Origin of the sequence: Roseobacter sp. TSBP12 (assembly GCF_009129705.1) — a bacterium.
In the GTDB taxonomy this organism is placed as follows: Bacteria; Pseudomonadota; Alphaproteobacteria; order Rhodobacterales; family Rhodobacteraceae; genus Celeribacter; species Celeribacter baekdonensis_A.
The window spans coordinates 164323-187841 of sequence record NZ_PYIB01000007.1; the positions used below are offsets into that span (position 1 = coordinate 164323).

General features: G+C 60.7%; 18 protein-coding genes, 3 pseudogenes and 1 riboswitch. Of the genes and pseudogenes, 9 read left to right on the forward strand and 12 right to left on the reverse strand.

Annotated features, from left to right (window positions below):
- Positions 1–291: 291 nt before the first annotated feature.
- From C8029_RS03345 to C8029_RS03385, 9 genes and pseudogenes are all read right to left on the reverse strand, one after another.
- Positions 292–957 carry an adenosylcobinamide amidohydrolase gene (locus C8029_RS03345; protein ID WP_009571058.1) on the reverse strand — a complete coding sequence of 222 codons (666 nt, stop codon included), beginning with the start codon at positions 955–957 and terminating at the stop codon, positions 292–294.
- Positions 954–1712, reverse strand: a complete 759-nt coding sequence (locus C8029_RS03350) for an ABC transporter ATP-binding protein (protein WP_009571059.1) — start codon at positions 1710–1712, stop codon at positions 954–956. Before C8029_RS03350 ends, C8029_RS03345 begins: the two co-directional genes overlap by 4 nt.
- Positions 1709–2684, reverse strand: a pseudogene (locus C8029_RS03355) (FecCD family ABC transporter permease). The gene C8029_RS03350 and the pseudogene C8029_RS03355 overlap by 4 nt, the downstream one beginning before the upstream one ends.
- The gene (locus C8029_RS03360) at positions 2684–3535 is read right to left on the reverse strand and encodes an ABC transporter substrate-binding protein (RefSeq protein WP_303704430.1); all 852 of its coding nucleotides are present in this window, start codon (positions 3533–3535) and stop codon (positions 2684–2686) included. The pseudogene C8029_RS03355 and the gene C8029_RS03360 overlap by 1 nt, the downstream one beginning before the upstream one ends.
- Positions 3522–5366, reverse strand: coding sequence for a TonB-dependent receptor plug domain-containing protein (locus C8029_RS03365; RefSeq protein WP_009571062.1), 1845 nt, complete (start codon positions 5364–5366; stop codon positions 3522–3524). Before C8029_RS03365 ends, C8029_RS03360 begins: the two co-directional genes overlap by 14 nt.
- A 130-nt stretch (positions 5367–5496) precedes the next feature.
- A riboswitch (cobalamin riboswitch) is annotated at positions 5497–5710 on the reverse strand.
- A gap of 116 nt (positions 5711–5826) precedes the next feature.
- Positions 5827–6792 carry an ABC transporter ATP-binding protein gene (locus C8029_RS03370; protein ID WP_009571063.1) on the reverse strand — a complete coding sequence of 322 codons (966 nt, stop codon included), beginning with the start codon at positions 6790–6792 and terminating at the stop codon, positions 5827–5829.
- Complete coding sequence (locus tag C8029_RS03375) at positions 6789–8672, reverse strand: dipeptide/oligopeptide/nickel ABC transporter permease/ATP-binding protein (RefSeq protein ID WP_009571064.1); 1884 nt, start codon at positions 8670–8672, stop codon at positions 6789–6791. Before C8029_RS03375 ends, C8029_RS03370 begins: the two co-directional genes overlap by 4 nt.
- Positions 8669–9616, reverse strand: coding sequence for an ABC transporter permease (locus tag C8029_RS03380; RefSeq protein ID WP_009571065.1), 948 nt, complete (start codon positions 9614–9616; stop codon positions 8669–8671). The genes C8029_RS03375 and C8029_RS03380 overlap by 4 nt, the downstream gene beginning before the upstream one ends.
- A 53-nt stretch (positions 9617–9669) precedes the next feature.
- Positions 9670–11243, reverse strand: a pseudogene (locus C8029_RS03385) (ABC transporter substrate-binding protein).
- 96 nt (positions 11244–11339) lie between these two features.
- On the opposite strand from C8029_RS03385, the gene C8029_RS03390 reads away from it, so the two are divergent.
- Positions 11340–12029, forward strand: coding sequence for a DUF1028 domain-containing protein (locus tag C8029_RS03390; RefSeq protein ID WP_009571067.1), 690 nt, complete (start codon positions 11340–11342; stop codon positions 12027–12029).
- 31 nt (positions 12030–12060) lie between these two features.
- Here C8029_RS03390 and C8029_RS22890 read toward each other — a convergent pair whose 3' ends face one another.
- The 3 genes from C8029_RS22890 to C8029_RS03400 form a co-directional block, all read right to left on the reverse strand.
- Positions 12061–12321, reverse strand: a complete 261-nt coding sequence (locus C8029_RS22890) for an FCD domain-containing protein (RefSeq protein ID WP_353617583.1) — start codon at positions 12319–12321, stop codon at positions 12061–12063.
- Positions 12273–12875 carry a FadR/GntR family transcriptional regulator gene (locus tag C8029_RS03395; protein WP_353617584.1) on the reverse strand — a complete coding sequence of 201 codons (603 nt, stop codon included), beginning with the start codon at positions 12873–12875 and terminating at the stop codon, positions 12273–12275. Before C8029_RS03395 ends, C8029_RS22890 begins: the two co-directional genes overlap by 49 nt.
- Positions 12876–12997: 122 nt before the next feature.
- Positions 12998–13747, reverse strand: a complete 750-nt coding sequence (locus C8029_RS03400) for a LuxR family transcriptional regulator (RefSeq protein ID WP_009571069.1) — start codon at positions 13745–13747, stop codon at positions 12998–13000.
- 104 nt (positions 13748–13851) lie between these two features.
- On the opposite strand from C8029_RS03400, the gene C8029_RS03405 reads away from it, so the two are divergent.
- The 8 genes and pseudogenes from C8029_RS03405 (at position 13852) to C8029_RS03440 (ending at position 23478) form a co-directional block, all read left to right on the forward strand.
- Positions 13852–16740, forward strand: coding sequence for a vWA domain-containing protein (locus C8029_RS03405; protein ID WP_152002234.1), 2889 nt, complete (start codon positions 13852–13854; stop codon positions 16738–16740).
- Between the two features lie 3 nt (positions 16741–16743).
- Entirely contained in the window at positions 16744–17583 is an 840-nt protein-coding gene (locus C8029_RS03410) for a hypothetical protein (RefSeq protein WP_152002235.1), read from the forward strand.
- Between the two features lie 233 nt (positions 17584–17816).
- A pseudogene (locus C8029_RS03415) lies at positions 17817–20107 on the forward strand (Orn/Lys/Arg family decarboxylase).
- A gap of 190 nt (positions 20108–20297) precedes the next feature.
- Positions 20298–20894, forward strand: a complete 597-nt coding sequence (locus tag C8029_RS03420; protein WP_193217578.1) for a 3-deoxy-D-manno-octulosonic acid transferase — start codon at positions 20298–20300, stop codon at positions 20892–20894.
- The gene (locus C8029_RS03425) at positions 20795–21595 is read left to right on the forward strand and encodes a 3-deoxy-D-manno-octulosonic acid transferase (protein ID WP_193217579.1); all 801 of its coding nucleotides are present in this window, start codon (positions 20795–20797) and stop codon (positions 21593–21595) included. Before C8029_RS03420 ends, C8029_RS03425 begins: the two co-directional genes overlap by 100 nt.
- Before the next feature lie 143 nt (positions 21596–21738).
- On the forward strand, positions 21739–22218 hold the full coding sequence (locus tag C8029_RS03430; RefSeq protein ID WP_009571074.1) for an NUDIX hydrolase: 480 nt from the start codon (positions 21739–21741) through the stop codon (positions 22216–22218).
- Positions 22219–22328: 110 nt separating this feature from the next.
- Positions 22329–22811, forward strand: coding sequence for a DUF1178 family protein (locus tag C8029_RS03435; protein WP_009571075.1), 483 nt, complete (start codon positions 22329–22331; stop codon positions 22809–22811).
- 1 nt (position 22812) lies between these two features.
- Positions 22813–23478 carry an SDR family NAD(P)-dependent oxidoreductase gene (locus C8029_RS03440; RefSeq protein ID WP_152002238.1) on the forward strand — a complete coding sequence of 222 codons (666 nt, stop codon included), beginning with the start codon at positions 22813–22815 and terminating at the stop codon, positions 23476–23478.
- Positions 23479–23519 lie beyond the last annotated feature (41 nt).

Here is a 23519-nt window from a genome sequence, read left to right on the forward strand (position 1 = left end):
TATGTGATCACATTACATTACATTGCCCTACGGAGACAGATCAGCGCGGCATGTGGGCGAGACAGTGAGTCGGGGCATCGCTGATTCCATGTTACTTTATAACGCTCAACCTGATTATACAAAATGTAATAACATTACAATAGATGCTCAAGCGAAGGTGACTTTACCCCATCCGACCGGAATCGCGCACAAACGTCCCGCTTTGACGTTCAGAAATCGGGGCAACATGCTATGACTGCCAATCGCACCCGCGTCACAAATCGCCCCCCTGATGCGCGTTCTGTACAAGCCCTATGAAAAATGCTGGCGATCCACCAGCCAGTCCTGAGCGCCTTGAAGCGTGGCGCGATAGACGGTGGCCCCGATCGCTTCACCCACCGCCGTGTGCAGGCCAGCATAATCGTCGACCCCGACAGGTGCGGCGACCGCGATACAATCGGTGCCCGTGCCAGTGGCAAAGCCGGTGGCCGTGCCGCCAATGCTCTCAAGCGGCAAGGCAGCATCAAGAATGGCGGCGGTGCGGGCCTCGGCGATGATCGTGAGCGCCTCAATCAACCCAGCCTGCGACAGACCATGGCTCAGCCGCACCGCGATGTTGATCGTGCCCCAGGCATCGTGAGGCCGCAGCACGCGCATCCCCACACGCTCCGCATTGGACAGGCCAACCGTGGCAACGCAGGTGGCGCAAATGCCGTCCACCACCGCCTCGGTTTGTTGAAAACGCCGCACATCGCGCGAGGTCAAAAAGGCCACGGCCTCTTGCGCGTCAAGCCCGGCCAACTCGCCCAGCAACCAATCGCGCGCATTCAGCGTTTCGGTCAGATCGGCGTTGCGGACCTCACGCCATAGGATGCGCCGCGCGGCGACAAACCCCGGACGGTTCAGCGCCCAGCTGAGCACCTGCATCTCCTGCCCGAGATCGAAAGACAGCCAAGGCCGGTTCAGCGCGACAGTCATTCCAGCACCTCGAGCGGTTGGAAAACCGGGCCTTGAGGCGTGACCTCGAACCAAGCTGAAATGCCGAATGTATCGCGCAAAAGCGTGGGCGTCAGCACCGAGGCGGGCGCACCATCAGCGACAATACGGCCCTGATCCAATACGATCAGCCGCGTGCAATGGCGCACGCCAAGACCGAGATCATGCAGGGACACGATCACCGCCTGACCTTCGGCGGCAAGGGCTGAAAACGTGCGCATGGTCGAAATTTGATGCGCCGGGTCCAGCCCGGCAATCGGTTCATCAGCCATCAAAAGCGGCGCGTCTTGCGCCAGCGCACGTGCCATCAAAACGCGGGCCTGTTCGCCACCTGACAAGGCCGTGACGATGCGCTGACGGAACGCGGTCAACCCCATCCGCGCCAGCGCCCGGTCCACCGCCGCACGGTCCTCGGCACTGGCGCGTTGCCCCGGCGACAGATGCGGTGTGCGGCCCAGCGCCACCAGTGTTTCAACCGACACCGGCCAAGCAATCTCGCGCGATTGCGGCATCCACGCGGCGGCACGGCCGCGCGCCCGCGGCGGCAATTGCGCCAAAGACGAACGCCCGTGATGCGGCAAAATCCCCAAAATAGCCCGCATAAGCGTGGTCTTGCCCGCGCCATTTGGCCCGATCAACCCAACGACCTCGCCCTTGTCCACAGTCAGGGAGACGTCTTGCAACACCGCCCTGCCACCGAGCGAAACGGCGAGTCCTTCGACGGAAAGCAACGTCATAGCCCCCTCCGTGTGCGATAAATCAGATGCAGGAACAGCGGCGCGCGACCAGTGCCGTCACCACGCCAAGTTTCAGATCGCGCATGGGCAAAATCACCCGCACGACAATGTCCGCCGCCAGGAGCATCACCGCCCCCCCCAGAGCCGAAGCCCAGAGCAGCCGCCCCGGACGGGCGCCGACCCAGCCACGCAACATATGCGGCACCACGAGGCCGACAAACCCAATCGCCCCCGCCACGGCGGTGGAGGCACCGACCACGCAGGCCGTGCCAAACACCAACAACAGGCGCAGTTGGACAAGGTTGATCCCCATCGCCTGCGCCGCATCTTCGCCCAATGTCAACGCATCAAGCCCCCGGCGCATCAGCGCCAACATCCCCAACCCCACCACAATCAACGGCAGCGCAACCAGACATGGGTCATCGACCGATCCGCCAGCGAGCCCATCATCCAGAACACGATGTCATTGGCGGCAAAAGGATTGGAGGACAGATTCAAAACCAAAGAGGTCAAAGCCCCGGCAAGGGCCGAAATCGCGATGCCCGCGAGGATCAGCGTCAGCGACCCGCCACGCGGCCCCGCCAGTATCAGCACCAAGACCACCCCAATCAACGCGCCCGCCAGCGCCGACAACGGCAGCGCCAAAGTGGTAGTGGCCGCGATGCCGGTTTGGATCGCGATCACCGCGCCCAAAGCCGCCGAACCCGACACGCCGATCAGCCCCGGATCGGCCAATGGGTTGCGCAGATAGCCCTGCATCGCCGCCCCCGACATGCCAAGTGCCGCCCCGATCATCAGCGCCAAAAGCGCGCGTGGCAGGCGGATTTCGCGCATCACCAACGGGATGGGGCCATCGCCGCCAAAGATCAGCGCGCGCAGACTGTCCAGCGGCGCAATGCCTGCCGGGCCGATCATCAAGGCCACGCCAAACAGCGTCCCCATCAGGATCAAAAGGATCACATGGAGGCGCATCAATCTTCTCCGTTTGTCAGCGTATGGCGCAGGCTTACCATCTGCGCGACCGCGCGCAAAACATATGGCGTGCCGCAGACCCAATCGCTATCGGACACGCTGCCTTCTCTGCGGCTGTTTTGGGTGGCGCGCAGGGCAGGATGGCTCAGAATATCTTCGGCGCGCGAGCCGCCCGGATAGGGACGGCTGGTGATCACCGCTTCGGGGGCCTTCATCACCAACACCTCAAGAGGCATGTTCCCGCCCCAGGCATAGGCTGCCTCGTTGGCCAGGTTGGTGAACCCTGCCGTGGCTAAAATTTGCCCCGACAGGCTTTGCGCCCCTGGGGTATAGCCATTGGCCTCATAGAGCACGGCAGTGGGACTGCGCCCCCCCTCCTCCCGAAAGGCTTTCAAATCCGCGTCATAGGTCGCGATGACCTCTGCGGCTTTGTCCTGTTGGCCCAAAACGTCGCCCATCCGCGCGATCTGTGCGGGCACGTCGCCCAGTGCGGTGACAGGCGCGAAAATCTCGACCCGCACGCCCAAGCGTTGCAGTAAGGCGACGGTGGCGCGAGAGGTATACGCTCCGGCGACCACCAGATCGGGCTGCATCAGGTAAATCTCTTCGGCCTGACCGCGATTGGCGGGATAGGCTTTGGCCTCGTCCGCCATCGCGGAAGAGCGCGGATCGGAGGCCAAGAACGACACCGACCTCAATTGCCCCGGTGCCGCCAACATCATCGCAAGCTGATCGGTGCACAGGTTCAGCGAGACAACGCGCGCGGGGACCTCCGCGCGCGTCATGACGGGGGCACAGCAAAGCAACACCCCCGTCAGAGCAAAACCCAAAATGGACCTAGAACTGTGCATTGAGCCCGACATAAACCGCGCGGCCCCGCGTGGCATAGCCCCAGACCTCGGTGGCCTCCGCATCAAAGAGATTTTCGACCCGCCCGGTGAGTTGCACCCGGTCGGTCAGATCATAGTGCGCCGCCACATTGACGGTGGTGAAGCTGGGCAATTTGACCGTTTGATTGCTTCCCCAGTCGTAATTGCCCGCCACATGACGCAGATCGGCGGACACCGCACCGCGCCCACCAAAGGCGTCAAGCGTACCGCCAAGTGTCAATTCATGGCGCGGACGGCGGATTTCGACGCTGTTGTCGGGGTTTTTGGCCTCAAGATAGGTATAGCCAAGACGCAGAGACAGCGCGTCGGTGGCCTCAAGCGCGCCCGCGATCTCGACACCGCGCCGGTCGCTGTTCCCGGTCTGGTTGATATAGGTGTACCCCGGATCGGTGCTGACAGCGGTAATTTCATCCGTCAGGCGCTCCTTGAACAGGGTCACATCCACTGTCCCCCGGTCGCCAAAGATCGGCAGCTCGACACCGAGATCAAAGCTGAGATTGCGCTCCGGTTGCAGGTCCGGGTTTCCGGTGCCGCCATAGCTGTCATAGAGTTCGAAATAAGCGGGATTGACCACGCCCTCGCCCGCAGACCCATGCAGCCGCACGCCATTGTCCAAGAGGTAGGACAGGCCGAGGTTCCATGTTGTCGCATCCTTGAACACATCGTTGTCGTCGAACCGCGCCCCGGCCTGAACATCAAGCCCCGAAGCAAAGCTGCCGCGATATTCGAGTGCCACCGATGTCGCCGCGCGGCCATAGGCCGGGTCAAGAGTACTGTCATCCTCGCGATGTTCCAGCAGCAGATTCAGAAGCTGATCCGCCTGATCCACCGCGCCGTCAATGCCATAGCTGAGCCGGTATTTCACCGCATCTGTGGTGGTCTTGGTGGTGGCTCCGCCATTGTTTTTCAACCTGTTTTGGGTGGTTTCAACGGCCAGACGGTGGGTCAATCGCCCCTCCATCATGCTGTATTCGCCAAAGACGCCAGCAGTCAGCTCATCGCGATTGGCATACTGCGTGGGATCGTCCACGATATAAGACTCCGCATCCGTCGCCATCCAGTTGTCGCTGTCATATTCGTAGCGTTCCTCAGAGCGGCGCAGGGTAAAGCCCAGTTTCAGAGCATCTGTCGCCTGATAATCGCCCGACAGGATCGCGGTGGAGCGCGTCAGCCCGTCCTTTTCCCCACCATCGCCGGACAGATCAAAGCCCGGATCATCCATGTGCGACAGCGCCAAAGACACACCGCCGCGCGCGTCCCTACGCGCCACAAAGGTGCTCGCAGTGGTGCCGGAGCCAACCTCAAGACTGCCATTCAATGTCGTGCCCTCCGAGCCTTTGCGGGTGATGATGTTGATCACCCCGGCGGAGGCGTTTGAGCCGTAATAGACCGATTGCGGCCCGCGCAGCACTTCGATGCGCTCGATATTGGCGGTTTCCAGACCGCTGAAAATATATTCCCCGTCGCCCCCGGCGGCGGCGATGCCGTCGATCAGGACCAGCGTGTGGTTGCCTTCGCCACCGCGGATGCGGATTTGGGTGTCACTTGTGCCAGTGCCATTGACCGACACGCCGGGCAAGGCGCGCAGGGCGTCCTGCACCGTGGTGATGCCGCGCTCTTCGATGTCTTCTGCGGTGACGACACTGACGGCACGGCCATATTTTTCGGCAGCAATCGGGGACAACCCGCCGGTGACGATGATCTCGTCCAAAACGAATGTCTCCTGTGCGGCAACCGGCGCGGAGAGTGAGAGCAGGCCAGCGGATGCGGCCAAAACTGTAAAGCGGTTCATGTATAACCCTCGAAAACGACCCTTTATGGTCGCGGATGTGAACAATGTCAGTCGAGGGAAAGTGACCCCCCGCAGACGGTGAAATCACCACATGCGGAACGTCCGCAGCCCGGCACGCCCCACGCGTCCGAACAGGGTGAGCACCTTGGCAGGTCTCCTGACTCACGGGTCATCGCTGGGCCGAACCTTCCCGTCACCCAATGGGCGACAGTGGCATTTTCCGGCTTCGCTCTCCGCCTACAGTTGCGGGGGCAGTTGTGGACTTGGCACCCATTGGGTGAACCGAACCACATTCCCTTTTAACCGGACGGCGAACCGCCCGGACCAAAGCGGGTTTTTCCTAATGGGATTCCTCGGCGCTGTGAAGTCTAAAAACAACGGCGGCCCATCCCGGTCAGAGATCGCTCCCCTGCCCGTGGACGGGCGCGCATTCTTCGCCAATCGGAAAATCGCTCTTGGTTCAGCGCTCTTTTGACAAAGGATTGAAACAGGCAAAGGCGCGCCCGGTTTCATCGGTGGTCAGCGCCGGTTTCTCGGCGCGACACCGATCCGTTGCAAAGCCGCAGCGCTCGTTGAACGCACAGCCCAAAGGCGGCGACAACGGATCGGGCAATTCGGTGGCCGCGGTCTCGGGCGCCACAATGGGACGACCGACCTCGGGGGCACTTGCGGCCAGAAGCGCGGTGTAGGGGTGGCGTGCATTGGCAAAAATTTCGCGCGCGGACCCCACTTCGACAATCGCCCCGAAATACAAGACGGCGATGCGGTCGCTGACCGCTTCGACCACCGCCAAATCATGGCTGATGAACAGATAAGTCAGGCCGAACGTCTCCTTGAGGTCTGCCAACAGGTTCAAAACCTGCGCCTGCACCGATACGTCAAGCGCAGAGACCGGTTCGTCCAGAATCAAAATCCGCGCTTGGGCCGCCAAGGCGCGGGCAATGCCGATCCGTTGCGCCTGACCGCCGGAAAACTCATGCGGGTAGCGATCAAGAAACTCCTCACGCAGGTTCACGGCGGCGAAAATCTCGTGGATACGGGCGGCACGGGTGGCTTTGTCCATTTGGTGCAACCGCCGCAGGGGCACCTCCATGATCTGCCGAATGGTCTTGCGCGGATTGAGGCTGCTGATCGGATCTTGGAACACATATTGGATGCGCTTGCCAAAAAGCGCGGGGTCGGCATTGTCCAAAACCGCGCCTTCGATTTCAATCTGGCCGGTGCTGGGCGGCAAAAGACCCACAAGCATTTTTGCCAATGTGGATTTGCCACAGCCCGACTCGCCCACGATCCCCAAGGTTTCTCCGGTTGTCACTGTCAAATTCAGCGGCTGCACCGCATGAACCATCGCTTTGGGTGGCCCAAACAGGCGTTTGCCGACCGCAAAGGACTTTGACAGATCGGTCAGTCTCAGGGCCTCACTCATACGATGCGCTCCTGTTTGGTTTCGGGGAAAAGACAGCGAGTCTTGCGGCCCGCCCCCGTTGGCATGAGCGCTATCGCATCTGCGCGACAGGCGGGTTCGGCCTTGTCACAACGCTCGGCAAAAGCACAGCCCACGGGCAATCTGTCCACAACAGGCGGCAGCCCCGGAATCGCGGCCAGTTTGCGTTGCCCGCCGCCCAAGGTCGGCACACAATCGATCAGGCGGCTGGTGTAGGGGTGGTGCGGGTTGCGCAGAACCGCCTCGGTCGGACCTTCCTCAACGATCTGGCCTGCATACATCACGGCCACACGGTCGCACAATTGGCCGACGACACCGAAATCATGGGTGATGAAAATGATCGCCAGACCACGCGCGCGCCGCAGGTCGCTGAGCACCGACAGGATTTGCGCCTGCACGGTGACATCAAGCGCAGTGGTTGGTTCATCCGCGATGATCACGTCGGGGTCATTGGCCAGCGCCATGGCAATCCCAACCCTTTGGCGCATTCCGCCAGACATTTCATAGGGATAGCTGTCGATCCGGCTCTCCGCATTGGGGATACGCACCGATTTGAGCAGATCAATCGCGCGGGTACGGGCCGCCTCTTTTGACAGGGGGTCATGGGTCTGGATCGCTTCAATCAACTGATCGCCCACCCTATAAAGCGGATGCAATGTCGCCAAAGGGTCCTGAAAAATATAGGCCACGCGACGCCCACGCAGAGCGCGCAACACCTCATAAGGTGCACCGATAAGATCCGTGCCGTCGAAATGCACCGCACCGCCAGTGATCACACCCGGAGGCGAGGCGACAAGCCCCATCACGCTCAGGGCGGTCACCGATTTGCCCGACCCGCTTTCGCCGATGATGCCAAGGCATTCGCCCCGCTCAACATGCAGATCGACGCCACCCACAGCTTTATACACGCGATCACGCACCCGAAACTCCGTGCGCAACCCGGCGATATCCAAAAGACTGTCGGTCTGCGCGACTGGCACAGGACCGTGACGATCGACCGTGGTGGCAGGCATCGGGCGGCTCAGCGCGCCGGATTTCAACCGCGGATCAAGCGCATCGCGCACCCCGTCGCCCAACAGATTGATCCCCATCACAATGACCAAAATCATCGCGCCGGGCACAATCGAGGTGTGTGGATGGGTGATCAGCGCCGAACGGGCCTCGCCCAGCATCGAGCCAAGATCGGCTTGCGGAGGCTGCGAGCCGAGACCAAGGAACGACAGCCCCGCCGTCTCCAAAATCATCCAGCCCACGGTCGTCGACATGGCGATGACGATGACCGGCAAGACATTGGGCAACACTTCGCTGAGGATGATTTCGCGGTTGCGCATCCCCGACAGGCGCGCCGCATCGACAAACTCCTTATGGGCGATGCCAACGGTGATGCCGCGAATGTTACGGGCAAAAAACGGCACATTGACTGCGGCCACCGCGATCAGCGCATTCATCAGGCCCGGCCCAAGAGCGGCGACAATCGCCAGCGCCAGAAGAATATAAGGAAACCCCATCAGCATATCGACACCGCGCATGATCACATTATCGGTGCGCCCGCCGTAATAGCCCGCGATGATGCCAATGGCCGAGCCGATGGTCGCGGCAATCATCGCCGCGGCCAATCCCATGGCAAGACTCAGGCGGGTGCCCCAGAGCAACCGGCTGAGAAGATCGCGACCCAAATGGTCTGTGCCCAAAACCGCCCCGGCGCTGAACGGCGGTTGAAAGCGATTGGGCGTGTCGATCACATTCGGGTTGGCCAATGGCAAAAGCGGCGTGATCAGGGCCAAAAGCGCGACACAGCCGATCACGATCAGCCCGACAAGCGCCAATCGGTTGCGCGCCAGCAATGTCACAAAGCCCCTCATGTTTTGATCCTCGGGTCGAGCATGGCCTGCGCCACATCCACCATGATGTTGAACATCACATAACAGGCCGCGATGAACACCACCCCGCCCTGCACCAATAAAATATCCCGCTTCAGGATCGCATCGACCAACATCCGGCCCACGCCGGGCCATTGGAACACCATCTCGATATAGACCGCGCCAGACAGCACAAACCCGGCCTGAATGCCCAAGACCGGAATGATCGACACCATCGCGGCGCGCAACGCATGGCGCCAGATCACGCGCCGTTCGCGCACACCTTTGGCCCGCGCCGTGCGGATGAAATCCTGTCGCAGAACTTCCAGCATGGCCGAGCGCGCCAACCGCGCAATCACCCCGGTCGCCACCACCGCCAACGCGAGGGCAGGCATGAACAGGTGATTGAGCAACACCCACACCGTGCGATCGCCATAAATGGGCCACATGCCAGAGACCGGAAACCACCGCAATTGCACCGCAAAGATCAGGATCATCATCATACCGAGGAAAAACGACGGGATCGAAATGCCCAAAAGCACGACAAAGGTGATCGCCTTGTCGGCCCATCCATATTGACGCGCGGCGGACACCACGCCCGCCGCCACGCCCAGGAGCGAACACAACACAAAGGACGTGCCCGCAAGGATCAGCGTCGCCCCGAAACGGTCAAGCACCTCGTCCAACACCGGACGGTTGAGCGCAAAGCTGCGGCCGAAATCGCCTTGCACCATATGGCCGAGCCAAATGAAATAACGCGGCACCAAGCCCTGATCCAAGCCAAGATCACGGTTCAGCTTTTCGACGTTTTCAGGCGTGGCATAAGAGCCAAGGATCGCCGTCGCCGGATCGCCGGGGATCATCGCCATGATCAAGAACACGATCACGCTGATGCCCAAAAGCACCGGGATCGCCGAGACGAGCCGTTTGAGAATATATCCGGTCATGTGATCGCCCCCTCAATGTGGCGCGACCCCGCAAGAGATCGCGCCGCCTACCCTCAATTTTTGGTCACATCATCCAAAAGCAGGAAGAACGAAGGCTGCAACGAAAAGCCCTCAACGCGATCAGAGGTCACGGCGTTTTGTTTCCAGTTGGCCACGAACACCCAAGGTGCATCGTCTTGCACGATCACCTGCATCTCCTGATAGAGCCGCGCGCGTTCGTCCTGATCGGTCTCGACACGGGCCGCATCAAGCAAGGCGTCCACTTCGGGGTTGGAATAATAGCCGGAGTTGAAACCGCCCTTGTCTGGCCAGGCTTCGGTGCGCAACGCGAGGAAGGGCAGCGTGTCCGGGTCATTGGTCATCCACGCCATTTCCGCCATATCCGCCTTGCCTTCAAGCCCGGGGTTCACATTGCCCAAAAAGGTGTTCCACTCGTAGGTTTCGATTTTCACGTCGAGCCCCACGGCCTCCAGATCGGCCTGGATCGCGGTGCCCATGGCGACAGGGTCCAGCATGCCAGAACCGCCTTCGGTGACATAAAATGTCAGCTCCGCGCCTTCGGCCCCCGCCTCTTTGAGCAAGGCCCGCGCCGCGCGGGGTCATAGGGATAGGGATCGAGATCGGTATTATACGCCCAGGCAAATGCGGGCGGCGTTGGACCCGCGGCGACCTCTGCCGTGCCTTCAAGCACGTCATTGACGATCGCCTCTTTGTTGATCGCATAGTTCGCCGCCTGACGCACGCGCTTGTCGGCAAAGGGGCCTTCTTTGGCATTGAGGATCAGGAACCAGACATGCGGCCCCGCCTGTTCATAGACGGTATAGGCGTCGCTTTGAAACTCGCTCAGTGCCACGGGCGGCACTTCGACCATAAGATCAATCCCGCCTGCCAGCATCTCGGCCGAGCGGGTGTTGGCATCGGTGATCGGGCGGAACACCACGGTTTCAAGCTTGGGTGCGCCGTCCCAGTATTCGGGGTTGGCCTGCACCACGACGGCCTCGTTGCTGCGCCATTCGCCAAAGGAAAACGCCCCCGTGCCCGACGGATGCCGGCCGAAATCGGCACCATATTCCATGACCGCAGCGGGCGAGACAATCAGGCCGGTCGGATAGGCGAGGTTGGACAAAAATGGGGCGTAGGGGGCGTTGAGCGTAAAGGCCACCGTCAGGGGATCAATCACATCGACGCTCTCGACCGCCGAAAAGAAGAACGCCAGCGGGAACGGGCCGGTGTTGTGATAGGGGTGCGCCTCATCCAGCATTCGCTCAAAATTGAACTTCACGGCCTCTGCGTCAAAGGCGCTGCCATCATGGAACATCACGCCCTCCCGCAGGGTGAAGGTGTAGACCGTACCATCCTCGGAAATCGTCCAGTCGGTGGCCAAAGCGGGTTCAACCTCAAGCGTGCCGTCTTTGTAGCGCACCAGACCGTCATACATGTTCATCAGGATGCGGAAATCATTGACCGCCGTCACCGCCGCCGGGTCAAGCGCCTGCGGCTCCGCAATTTGACCGACGATCAGCACATTCTCGGGCGTTTGCGCCTGTGCGCCGCCCTGCGACAGCACCAGCGCCGTGGCCGCGGTCGCCGCAAGCAGGGCGCGGCGGGAAAGGGCTCGGAAAGTCATGGGATATCCTCTCTGTTGCATTCTATTTATAATGATTAATTGCATTTGGACAAATTCTCATGATAAATTCAAGGCAAATGTGTTAGAGGTCGCATCATGACATTTTCCATTCTCACATATGACGAAAAAACAGGCGTTTACGCTGGGGCCGCCGCGACAGGCAGCCTCTGCGTTGGCGGCTGGGTGTTGCGGGGTGACATCGAATCGGGGCTTTGCGCCTCTCAGGGCACCGCGCCCAGTACATTCTGGCGCGACGATGCCATGCGCCAATTATATGCCGGAGCGGTCGCCACCGATGTGGTCGCATCGCTGACAGCGGCGGACACAGGCCGCGATCACCGTCAACTCTCTGTGCTGGACCGCTCCGGCGGCACGGCGGGTTTCACCGGGGCTGAAAGCGTTGCCTTTGCCGATGTCATCGCCACCCCAAACCTGATTGTGGCCGGGAACATGATCCAATCACGCGCTGTCTTAGAGGCCATGGCCGAGAGGTTCCGAAACAGCACCGGCGCGCCCGCCTCCCGGCTTTTGTCCGCCCTGCGCGCAGCCGAATCCACAGGCAGCGACATACGCGGATTGCAATCCGCCGCCCTCTTGATCCTCAACCCAAAGGCCCCGCCAATCGACCTTAGGATTGACCAAAGCGACACGCCGCTGGACGATCTCGCGGCCCTTGCCAACAAGGTCAGCCAGCCGCCCTATGTGCATTGGTTGGGGGAAGTCCCGGTCACAACCGACCGCACGCGTGCGCCGGTCGGCCCCGTCGCGCCCGCGCCGATCACGTAGAAAACAGCCCTGAAGCGTTTCGCAAAAGACTTCAGGATGTTGGTGTTTCAGCCATAAACTCGCGGGTGATCCGCATTTCCTGGGCGTTCATCATCGTTTCAGCACCCTCCATATGCGACAGCATGATCGCACGCGCGCCCGGACCGTCGCCGCGCTCCAAGGCATCGACAAGCTCAATCTGGTGACGCCGCCCCCGCTCCCATAACTCCTTGTTGGGCGCGGCGTATAACCGTCGATAAACCGTCAAATCCGCCAAAATCCGCGCCATGAAAGCGATGACAAAGCCCAACAAGTCATTGTCCGAAGCCTCCGCAAGCCGCGCATGAAAGGCCAGCGAAGAGATGTGCTGTTGTTTTTCCTCTTCGGGCGAGCGCGCGGGCTCAGGTACTGATGCGCCATTGCGCGCAATTCCGCCAACGTGCTGTCATCCAAATGGCCCGCAAGATTGGCCACCATTTCCGGCTCCAACAATTTGCGGATTTGGTAGATGTCAGACAGGGACAAATCCTTAAAGTAAAAGTAATTGCCGAGCAAAGACATGGCGCGATCCTTGCTCACCTCGCCCACCGAACTGCCCCCGCCGGGACCGGTCTTGGTGACGATCAACCCCTGCGCTTCCAGGATGCGCATCGCTTCGCGCACCGTGCCTTTTGACACTTTGAATTGCGCGATCATTTCGGCCTCGTTGGGTAACTTGTCGCCTTTGCGCAAATCGCGTTCGACCACCCAGCGCTTGATCTGATCAGCGACCTGAACAGGACGCGACCGCTTAAGCGCGCGCGGTGCATCGGTGACTTTCGGATCGGTGACTTTCGGGCTGATCGGAGGGGCTGTATTTTTCATCATGATAATTTTCTAACCGAGGCGGTAGGGCTTGGGTAGAGCCTAATTCATCATAATAAATCTAAGCGCGCTCATGCGGGGGCCACTGGCCCAGCACCGACAGGGGCCTCGTTCAATTGCGCCTCTCACTCAGCCGCGCCCGTGACGTCGCGCCCATGAACTTCGCGCCCATGACGTCGCGCCTTTGCGTCCCAATAGGTCTTGAGCAGATATTTCGTCGTCGGCGCGTTCATTTTTTTGCGGGCATTAGACAGGTGCATGTCGACAGTGACGGGTTTGATCCCAAGCTCCATTGCAATCACCTTGATCCGCAATCCCGCGCTGAGAAGATCAAGACATTGGGTCTCGCGCGGACTCAGAACAACGGTCGGGCCATCTGTGGCGAGCCGACCACTCAGCCCAAACAGCACAGGCTTGATCTGTGCGAGATGCGCCCCCTTGATCGCCTCGACCTCATGCATCGACTGGCTGGAGCCAAGGTTCCAGCCTTCGGGTCTGCGCGTCGTGGGATAGCGTGTCGCCACAGAAAACCCGGCGTTGAACCCCGCATCGCCCGCCGCCGCGATCAGGTCTTTTTGCCGCCCGGTCAGATACGCGTATTGATTCATATGGGCTTTGCCGGTGTCAACCGGAACAGGCGAGGTCAGGCAATACTGTAAGAAGGGATCGTCCTGCGCGTAGCCATTGTCCACATAAAAGCTCTGAAACCCGTCCGGCATCGTTGTGCGCACACTGGGCCCGTCTGCCACGCCGTTCTGGGCAATGTAGATAACGCGATCGAATCCCAGATGGTCAAGATAACGCCGAGCGGCGCCCCAACAGGCCTCGGGACACGCACCTGTGGCAAGCAGATGGTAGATATCTTCGACATGCATCGCGAGACCTATGGAAAACCATACATTGAAATAAAGCGGCGGAGCGGCTCTGTTTCAAGGACATTTTGGTGTCACAAGTCACGAATCGTTCAAAGGACTTTAAAATGCGCACAGCGTTTAAGGGGCTGATGGCCGCCCTCTTCTTGTCGCTCCCGATGATGGCATCGGCCCAAGAATCGGCCCAGGACAGGGCCTCGGTGCTGATCCTGGATGCCTCAGGGTCGATGTGGTCGCAACTGGACGATGGCACCTCCCGGATCGAAGTGGCGCGCGACGTGTTGAGCGATTTCTTGGCGGCGCGCGATCCGGCACAACCTTTGGGCGTCATCGCCTATGGTCACACCCGCAAAGGCGATTGTACGGACATCGAAGTGCTGGCCCCGGTCGGGCGACAAGACCCTGCGGGATTGGGCGCCCGGCTGCGGACGCTGAACCCGCGCGGCAAGACGCCCTTGGCCGACGCCCTGCAACTGGCGGCGTCGCAAATCCCCGTCAACAGCGAAGAGGCGGATATCGTTCTGATCACGGACGGGTTGGAAACCTGTGGCGGCAATGTCTGCGCGGTCGCGTCCGGTTTGGCCGCGATGGGCATTCCTGTGCGCGCACATGTGGTGGGGTTTGGCCTCACTGAGACCGAAATGGCCCAGATCGCCTGTGTTGCCGACACCACGGGCGGGCTTGTTCTATCGACCCAGTCTGGCACCGAACTGGCCGACGCCTTGATCCGCACCACGGCGCCCGTTGTGGCCGATGACCTGCCCGCAGATCAGGCGACGCTCAATCTCACCATCCGCGCCGACAGTGCCGGACGTCCGGACCGGGTGCAATTCAGTGCCGAAAACCTGGCAACCGGGGCCATGAGCGCCCTTGGCACCTTGGATTTCACCCAAGCGGCGGCTCTGCGCGTGGACCTGATCGCCAGTGACTACCGGATCATCGCCGATGCGGGCGAGATGGGCCATGGCGAGATCGTGGTGCCCGTGGCCGCCGGGGACAGCCGCACCGTTTATGTGCCGTTTCAGGGCCTTTTGCCCACACTCGACATGCCCGCTCCGACAGGCGCGTTTCGGGTGGGGGTCAACGCATTGCTGCCCTACCGCGTGCGTCAGGAAGGCTTGGCCACTGGCGGCGGTGATTTCATCCTCTCCCTGTTGCCCTTGGATGCCGCCACCACAACGGATCGGCGTTCTGATTATGCGAGCCAAGACAGCACCCTTGGCGGCCATGTCGGGGCGTTTCGTGCGCCGCCGGAACCGGGCGATTATCTTTTGACCTTCAGTCGCAACGCCGAGCTGCCGATAGACGCGGTGATGAAAGCCTTTGTCGTGACCTTTGTGGAGCGCCCTGATGTAACGCTGACCGCCCCGCCCGCCGTGGAACCGGAGGCCGAGATTCCAGTGACCATCGCCGGCGGCATGGGCAGCGACGATTGGCTTGAAATTCGGCTGAACGATCAACGCGTCTCTTGGGACAACACCGTCCCGCTGGCCGAGTTTTTTGACAATCGCTATGGCCCTGCCAAGCCGCTTTTGGCACCAACACAGCCGGGGGAATATGAGCTGGTCTATATTTTTGGCGGCCTTGATGACGCACATCAGGTTGCGACCCGCCTGCCCTTGACGGTTGGCACCGTGCCCAGTTTTGACGAGGACGCGCGCGCCACAGGTGCCGATACAAACACACCCACACCGACGCCCCAACCGGCCGAAGCCGGGCGCTGTGATGACGACACCGGCTGCGGCATGGGCGAGGACGCGCCACACCCCGGATCGGGTGTGGTGCAGGTTGTGATTGCCGCCGACGGGGCGGAGGGTCAACCGATTGACTGGACGCTCATTCCCATCGGTCGCGAGGGCGAGCCCCCCATCGCATCGGGGGCTGCCATTGCCGGGCCGTGGACCACGGCGCTGGATGAAGGCATTTGGGGGGTCAACGGCTTGGCCGATGGGGTGACATATTTTGGCCAAATCACCGTCAACGCCAGCGGGCCGGTCTCTTTCGCGATCCCGCGTGACAGGGCCGTCGATATGGCCACCGACATCGAACCGCCCCTTTCAGATGACATCGGATTTATCTGTGACGATGCGGTCCAGTGCAGTTTCGAGGACCCCGAGGCACAGATCATCGGCGTCATTCCCGCAGGCTGGGTCACCGATGTTCCGACCCGCGAAGCCTATGTGGCAGGCAGGGATCGGGGGCTGGTCCGCATGAGTTTTTTCAACCCTGATGCGCCCGAGAACACCGTCATCCTGAACCCACGTCAGTGGCTCAAGACGAACGGGCCCTGCCTTGAGGTCCAGCCCGGCCTACTCTGTCACTTTGAGCCCGCCAGCGCAGAGACCCTGGCGACGTTTGACATGCTCAAACTGCTGTTGCGTGATACCGCGCCCCGTAACCTTCCCAGCCCGGCCGAGGCGATGGCGACTATCATCTCAGACATGACCAAAGAGGACCCCAATGCCGCGCGCGCGATGGAGGCCCTGACGGGAGCCGCAGCGGCGGGCGGCAACGGCGCGATGCCGGATATGGGGTATGTGCTGGGCACGCTGGCCACTGAAGCGTCACCCACTGCGTCATCCTATATGCCGGGTGAGGTCTTGCGGCGCTGTTCTTTAAAGGCCGCCTGCCCCTTTGAACAGCCCAATGTGCAGATCGCCGGCATCCTGCCGCCAAGCTGGTCCGTCGAGGTGATGACCCGTCGGCCAGACGGCACCGTTTCCACCTGGTTCACCGACAAAGACCCTGCGGGCAATGCCAAGCGGATCGGGCTGAACCAGAGCGGGGGAGACAGCTGTGTTGCGACCCGCGTCGGGACGCTATGCGCCTTCACGCCCTACATCGCAACCGATGAGATCGGGTTGATCGCCTCCACCTTGGTGCAGGGCAGCGCGGCGGATGTCCGCAACGCCATTGCCGACAAAGTCGATGCGCCAAAACCGATTACCAACCCCGCCGCGCTTGACGCGTTGTTGTCGCAACTGGAAGGAAACTGATCCATGCGTGCCCTTCTGACATGTCTTGCCGTGATGGCCGCCGCACCAGCCACGGCGCAAAGTTGCAATCCGCCGATCCTGACATTTCGCGGCGACACGCTGACCTATGAAACGCCTGCCACGGACGTCTATGCCAGCGGCGGCGTAGCGGGCATTGTCGATGAGTATGTCGAAGGCCATGCGGTTTTGATCGACGCAAATGACCGCACCACGCGCAACATCAATCTGGCCGAGGTGACGCTCGCCGAAGTACAGGTCTTGGTTGGGGCCGAGCGGATCGCCTTTATCGGCCCGGCCCGCTGTCGCCCAAATATGCCCGGCCTGCCCGAAGACCTGTTCCCCGAAGGTGAACCCGCCACGCCCAACACGCCCGTCGTTCTGTTCCCGGATGACCCAGAGGGGGGCGGCCCGCGCGATGGTCTTTGGCAGGCCAACATCGGTCCGACCCGCATGGAAGGCTGTCCGCCGATGGTGGCGCAAGCGTTCCCAAACTCGCCCGGCGCGCTACCGGGGATGACGGGGGACACGCGTCGGATGACCTTTTCCAAACCCTTCGACCCCAACACTTTAGAAATGTCGCACACGATGAATGCCGGGTGGACCCAAACCGGGAAAAACCGCTGGCAGACCGACGTGTCGCCCGAAGTTTTTGACCAAATTCCACAGGGCGCGGGAGGCGGATCGCGTTTGTCATTGGTGCTGGACGTAGTCCGTCCTGATCTGATCCGTTTTGACCATACGATCGAAATCATCTTGCCCGATGTCGCTGTTGCGATGTTGGGCGTGAGCCCCGATGGCTGTCGCGTCATTGGCCGCGACACCTGGCAACGGATCGGCGACTGACAGGGGGCTCCATGGACCTTCTGGGCGCGTTGCAACCTGTCTGTGCGCGCCCGGCTTTGCACACACCCCCCGCCCTCCAGCACCCGCACAACAACACTTCTGCGTTGATGACGGCGTCTGGACATAGCCGTGCAAATCACACCATAGTCCGGCGCAACTGCGTACAGAAATCTGGGGCAAACCCCTTATTCGTTTGATCAAAATATCACCGAATGCCCCGATAGGAGAATGTCATGAAATTCCGGTTTCCCATCGTCATCATCGACGAGGACTTTCGATCCGAAAACACCTCCGGCCTTGGCATCCGCGCCTTGGCGACGGCGATTGAAAGCGAGGGATTTGAGGTCTTGGGCGTCACCAGCTACGGCGATCTGTCGCAATTTGCCCAACAACAATCGCGCGCCAGTGCGTTTTTGTTGTCGATTGATGACGAAGAGTTCAGCCCCGGTCCCGATCTTGATCCGGCGGTGTTGAACCTGCGAAATTTCATCGAGGAAGTGCGGTGGAAAAACGCCGATGTGCCGATCTACGTTTACGGCGAAACCAAAACCTCGCGCCACCTGCCCAATGACATCCTGCGCGAATTGCACGGCTTCATTCACGCCTTTGAAGACACGCCGGAATTCGTTGCCCGCCACATCATCCGCGAGGCCAAACAGTACCTCGAAGGCATCCAACCGCCGTTTTTCAAGGCGCTGTTGGACTATGCCGAAGACGGGTCTTATTCATGGCACTGCCCCGGACATTCCGGCGGCGTGGCGTTTTTGAAATCACCCATCGGCCAGATGTATCACCAGTTCTACGGCGAAAACATGCTGCGCGCCGATGTGTGCAACGCGGTTGAGGAACTCGGTCAGTTGCTTGATCACAACGGGGCGATTGGCGCGTCTGAGCGCAACGCCGCGCGCATTTTCAACGCCGATCATTGCTTTTTCGTCACCAACGGCACCTCGACCTCGAACAAAATGGTCTGGCATCATACCGTGGCCCCCGGCGACGTGGTCGTCGTGGATCGCAATTGCCACAAATCCATCCTGCATTCGATCATCATGACCGGCGCCATTCCGGTGTTTTTGAAACCGACGCGCAACCATTACGGCATCATCGGCCCGATCCCGCAATCCGAGTTCGAACCCGAGGCGATCAAGGCCAAAATCCGCGCCAACCCGTTGCTTGCGGGCGTCGATGCCGATGCGGTCAAACCGCGGATCATGACGCTAACCCAGTCGACCTATGATGGCGTGTTGTACAACACCGAGACCATAAAAGACCTGCTCGATGGCTATGTCGAGAACCTGCATTTCGATGAGGCCTGGTTGCCGCACGCCGCCTTTCACCCGTTCTACAGCACTTATCACGCGATGGGCCGCAAACGTGACCGCAACCAGCATTCCGTGACCTATGCCACGCAATCCATTCACAAATTGCTGGCGGGCATTTCGCAGGCCAGTCAGGTCTTGGTGCAGGACTCCCTTGATACCAAACTGGATCGCCACCTGTTTAACGAAGCCTATTTGATGCACACCTCGACCAGTCCACAATATTCGATCATCGCGTCTTGCGATGTCGCGGCGGCGATGATGGAGCTCCGGGAGGCACCGCTTTGGTGGAGGAAAGCATCCTTGAGGCGCTCGATTTCCGCCGCGCCATGCGCAAGGTCGATGCCGAATTTGGTGAGGGCGAATGGTGGTTCGAGGTCTGGGGCCCCGATGAGATCGGCGACGAGGGCATGGGCGCGACCAAGGATTGGGTGCTCAAAAAGACCGACGCCGATGGCGTTCAACCGGTGGATGGCAAAGACGCATGGCACGGCTTTGGCGACATGGCGCCGGGTTTCAACATGCTCGACCCGATCAAAGCCACATTGATCACCCCCGGCCTGAATTTGGATGGGCGGTTTGAAGACACCGGGATTCCGGCCTCGATCGTGTCCAAATACCTGGCCGAACATGGGGTGGTTGTTGAGAAAACCGGGCTTTACAGCTTCTTCATCCTGTTCACCATCGGCATCACCAAAGGTCGTTGGAACACGCTTCTCGCCGCGCTCCAACAGTTCAAGGACGACTATGACCGCAACCAACCCCTGTGGCGGACCATGCCGGAATTTTGCGCCAAGCATCCGCGCTATGAACAAATGGGCCTGCGCGATCTGTGCCAACATGTGCACACGCTTTACGCCAAATATGACGTCGCGATCCTCTCAACCGACATCTATCTGAGCGATCACACCCCGGCGATGACGCCCTCTGATGCCTTCGCCCATATCGCCCAGCGCACCACGCAGCGGGTGCCGATTGACGACCTCGAAGGCCGCATCACCACCAGTCTGGTCACGCCCTACCCGCCGGGTATTCCGCTTTTGGTTCCGGGCGAGGTGTTCAACAAAAAGATCGTTGATTACCTCAAATTCAACCGCGAGTTCGCGCGCGAATGTCCGGGGTTTGAAACCGATATTCATGGTCTGGTGCATGAGATCGGCCCAGACGGCGTGTCGCATTACTTTGCCGATTGCGTGGCGCAGTAAGCGCTCTCACGATCACGCGCCCCTGACCTTGCTTAGGGGCGCGCTTTGCCTCGGACAGCTCTCAAGACCGCCAATTCTCAAGCCTGTGCGAGACAGATCCCGATCGCAACGCGCTTGCCAACTCTGCGCCTCCCGCGTAAGCCGGAGCGAACCCATCGCATCGACCAAACCCATAGCCATCGGGGGCTTTTTGCTGATCTATCGCCTTCTTCTGACCGCGCTCAGCCCGCTTTTCGCGCTGCTCATGCTGCGCCAACTGCTGCGTGGTCGCGAGCGCTTGTCGGATTTGGCGGAGCGCTTTGGGACGGACCTGTCCGCGCGCCCGACCTCCCGCGCGCCAATGCTATGGGTCCATGGGGCCTCAAATGGCGAACTCACCGGCGCGCGCGCCCTGATCGAAGAGGCCCTGCGCCGCGCCCCTGACCTTGAGATTCTGGTTACGACCAACACTGTCACGGCGCGTAAGATGGTCGGCGATTGGGCCTTGCCGCGCGTCACCGTCCGGCTCGCCCCTTTCGATCTGCGCCCGGTGTTGCGCCGCTTCATCCGCGCCACACAGCCCGCGGCCCTTGTGTCGATCGAAAACGAAATCTGGCCCAATCGCTTTGCCCTTTTGGCGCGCAACGCCATCCCGGTGATCGTGGCAGGGGCGCGCATGTCGGACCGCACCGCCCAGCGCTGGAAAAAATGGTGCCGATCTTTGGCGGCGTCATCCGCCCCACCATCGCCGCCATCACCCGCCTTGCCGCCCAAGACACCGCCTCGGAACAGCGCCTGTTGCAACTAGGCCTGCCGCCCGCCGCCCTTTTGCCGAAAATGAACCTCAAAAGTACGGTCGACATTGACATCGCGCCGCTGAAAAACGCCGACCCCATTGCGGCGCAGTTTGACCGAGTCACCACGGTTTTGGCCGCCTCGACCCATCCGGGCGAAGAGCGCCCCGTGCTTGAGGCATTTCACAGCCTGCGCCAAACCCACCCGCATGCGCGGCTGATTTTGGCCCCGCGTCATCCCGCCCGTGCCGACACAATTGCAACCGAATTGACCCGCGCCGGGTTTGCCTTTGCCCGCCGCTCCAAAGGCGATGCCCTTGGCGATGCGCCCGTCTATCTGGCGGATAGTTTGGGCGAAATGCCGCTGTGGTACGGGCTCGCAGGCATCAGTTTCATTGGTGGCTCTTTGATCAATCTCGGTGGTCACACCCCGTTTGAACCGGCCCAATGTGGCACCGCCATCCTGCATGGCCCCTTTGTCTCAAACCACCTCTCCGCTTACCGGGCGCTGGACACGGCGGGGGCTGCGCTTGAAATCACCGATGCGTCCTCTTTGGCCGAGGCCATGCGGAGCTTGATGAACGAGCCAGCCCGCGCGACAGCCATGGCAGAGGCCGCCCATGCCGCACTTGCGCCTTTGCGTGGGGCCGCAGCCCAGCAAGAAGCATTTTGGGCCGCTTTGGCCGATGTGCCCAAATTAAAAGCATTGTCATAAGAGATTTTTGCGGCTCATATCTTTGAGATGCGATTTTTCTTTCCGAGTGTCATATGGCTTTGGTACTGCTCGTCTACGCTGGGGTGTGATTGGGCTTGGGAGGGTCTGTTGCACTCAGCACGGGGCAGGAGAACCACGGACCTATGTCGATGATCAGAGCCAGACAGCATCCGGTCAAACTCGGGCGCAGCACCAAAGACAGCGTGCGCACCCAGTTTGGGGCGTTGGTGTGGCGCTATCGCAAAGACAAAGTTCAGGTTTTGTTGATCAAATCGCGCCGCCGTAAGCGCTGGATCATTCCCAAAGGCTGGCCGATGGATGGCCAGACCCCAGTGCAAGCTGCCGCCACCGAAGCGTGGGAAGAGGCGGGCATAAAAGGTCGCCCTGCGCCGATTTGCATCGGGCTGTATTCCTACCTGAAATATCCGCGCGATGGGCACCCCCCGATGCCCTGTGTCGTCGCCGTCTTTCCACTCAAAGCGCGCTGGGTGTTTGACAAATATCCCGAAGCCGATCAGCGTAAACGCAAATGGGTGACCCTCAAAAAGGCCGTGGAGATGGTCGATGACCCGGAATTGGCCCAAATCATCCGCCATTTCGATCCGCGTCACTACCGCCTCTGATCGCCGCGCTGTCAGTGCCTTGAGTTTTTGGCGCAATACCCCACATGATTGCCAAGCCCGGACACGGGCGATATATTTGAACCCTGCCCTGTCCCCATGATCGCCCCCCTATGATCCGTTACATGCTCAAATGCGACCAAGACCATCAGTTCGAAAGCTGGTTTCGTTCGGCTGACGCCTTTGACACACTTTGTGCACAGGCTCAGGTGAGCTGTCCGATCTGTGGCTCGGAGAAGGTCACCAAGGCGATGATGGCCCCGAGGGTGAGCACCACACGTGCCACCGGAGCCGCGCCCTCGGCCCAGCCAGACCCGGCCCCAGCTCAAATCACCTCACACACCGCGCCCCTTGCGCCGGATCACCCGACGCCTGAGCAAATCGAACGTGCCATGGCGAAACTGCGCGCCGAAGTGGAGCAAAATTCCGATTATGTCGGTGTCGAATTCGCCGATGAGGCCCGTAAAATTCATACTGGCGACGCCCCGGCGCGCGCGATTTACGGCGAAGCAAACTTTGAGGACACCAAAGCATTGCTCGAAGACGGCGTGCCGATTTTGCCCCTGCCCTTCCTGCCCAAACGTAAGATGAACTGACATGCCCCCCAAGCCCCCAATCGCTCTCATCACCGGCGCGTCGCGCGGCATCGGCGCAGCTTTGGCGCACGAGCTGACCTCTCGGGGTTATGAGGTCATCGGCACCTCGACCAAAGGCGGCAACGGATTCCTCCCGCTGGACCTGTTGGACCCGAGCGGCCCCGCTGCCTTGGCAAAGTCCTTGTCTGGCCGCGCCATCGACCTTTTGATCTGCAACGCCGGGTTGTATTTGGACAAAGGTCAATCGCTTGCCGACGGATACCCAAGCGAGATGTGGGCGACAGAATTTGCCGTCAACGTCACCGGCGTGTTTCTGACGGTTCAGGCGTTGCTGCCCGCCCTCCAGAGCGGCGACGCGGGCGGTAAAATCGCCATCATCTCCTCGCAAATGGCCTCGCACAGCCGCGCGCCGGGCGGTTCTTACATCTACCGAGCCAGCAAAGCCGCCGCACTGAACCTTGGCCGCAATCTTGCCACCGATCTCAAATCTGTTGGCATCGCGGTCGGCATTTATCACCCCGGCTGGGTCCAAACCGATATGGGCGGCATGGGGGCCGAGATCAGCGCGGAGCAATCCGCAAAAGGCCTCTCAGATCGGTTTGCGGCCCTGTCTTTGACCACAACCGGCTGTTTCGAAACATGGGACGGCCGCGCGCACGCCTATTAAGTGCCGCGCCGCTGCTTCATTGCTGTAAAAATACTCACATA

Coding starts and splice junctions, on each gene's coding strand:
- C8029_RS03350 (WP_009571059.1), bottom strand. CDS start 1,712: ATGACGTTGCTTTCCGTCGAAGGACTCGCCGTTTCGCTCGGTGGCAGG.
- C8029_RS03410 (WP_152002235.1), top strand. CDS start 16,744: ATGCGTGCCCTTCTGACATGTCTTGCCGTGATGGCCGCCGCACCAGCC.
- C8029_RS03345 (WP_009571058.1), bottom strand. CDS start 957: ATGACTGTCGCGCTGAACCGGCCTTGGCTGTCTTTCGATCTCGGGCAG.
- C8029_RS03425 (WP_193217579.1), top strand. CDS start 20,795: ATGGTGCCGATCTTTGGCGGCGTCATCCGCCCCACCATCGCCGCCATC.
- C8029_RS03390 (WP_009571067.1), top strand. CDS start 11,340: ATGACATTTTCCATTCTCACATATGACGAAAAAACAGGCGTTTACGCT.
- C8029_RS03435 (WP_009571075.1), top strand. CDS start 22,329: ATGATCCGTTACATGCTCAAATGCGACCAAGACCATCAGTTCGAAAGC.
- C8029_RS03360 (WP_303704430.1), bottom strand. CDS start 3,535: ATGCACAGTTCTAGGTCCATTTTGGGTTTTGCTCTGACGGGGGTGTTG.
- C8029_RS03440 (WP_152002238.1), top strand. CDS start 22,813: ATGCCCCCCAAGCCCCCAATCGCTCTCATCACCGGCGCGTCGCGCGGC.
- C8029_RS03405 (WP_152002234.1), top strand. CDS start 13,852: ATGCGCACAGCGTTTAAGGGGCTGATGGCCGCCCTCTTCTTGTCGCTC.
- C8029_RS03365 (WP_009571062.1), bottom strand. CDS start 5,366: ATGAACCGCTTTACAGTTTTGGCCGCATCCGCTGGCCTGCTCTCACTC.
- C8029_RS03370 (WP_009571063.1), bottom strand. CDS start 6,792: ATGAGTGAGGCCCTGAGACTGACCGATCTGTCAAAGTCCTTTGCGGTC.
- C8029_RS03395 (WP_353617584.1), bottom strand. CDS start 12,875: ATGATGAAAAATACAGCCCCTCCGATCAGCCCGAAAGTCACCGATCCG.
- C8029_RS03430 (WP_009571074.1), top strand. CDS start 21,739: ATGTCGATGATCAGAGCCAGACAGCATCCGGTCAAACTCGGGCGCAGC.
- C8029_RS03375 (WP_009571064.1), bottom strand. CDS start 8,672: ATGAGGGGCTTTGTGACATTGCTGGCGCGCAACCGATTGGCGCTTGTC.
- C8029_RS03380 (WP_009571065.1), bottom strand. CDS start 9,616: ATGACCGGATATATTCTCAAACGGCTCGTCTCGGCGATCCCGGTGCTT.
- C8029_RS03400 (WP_009571069.1), bottom strand. CDS start 13,747: ATGCATGTCGAAGATATCTACCATCTGCTTGCCACAGGTGCGTGTCCC.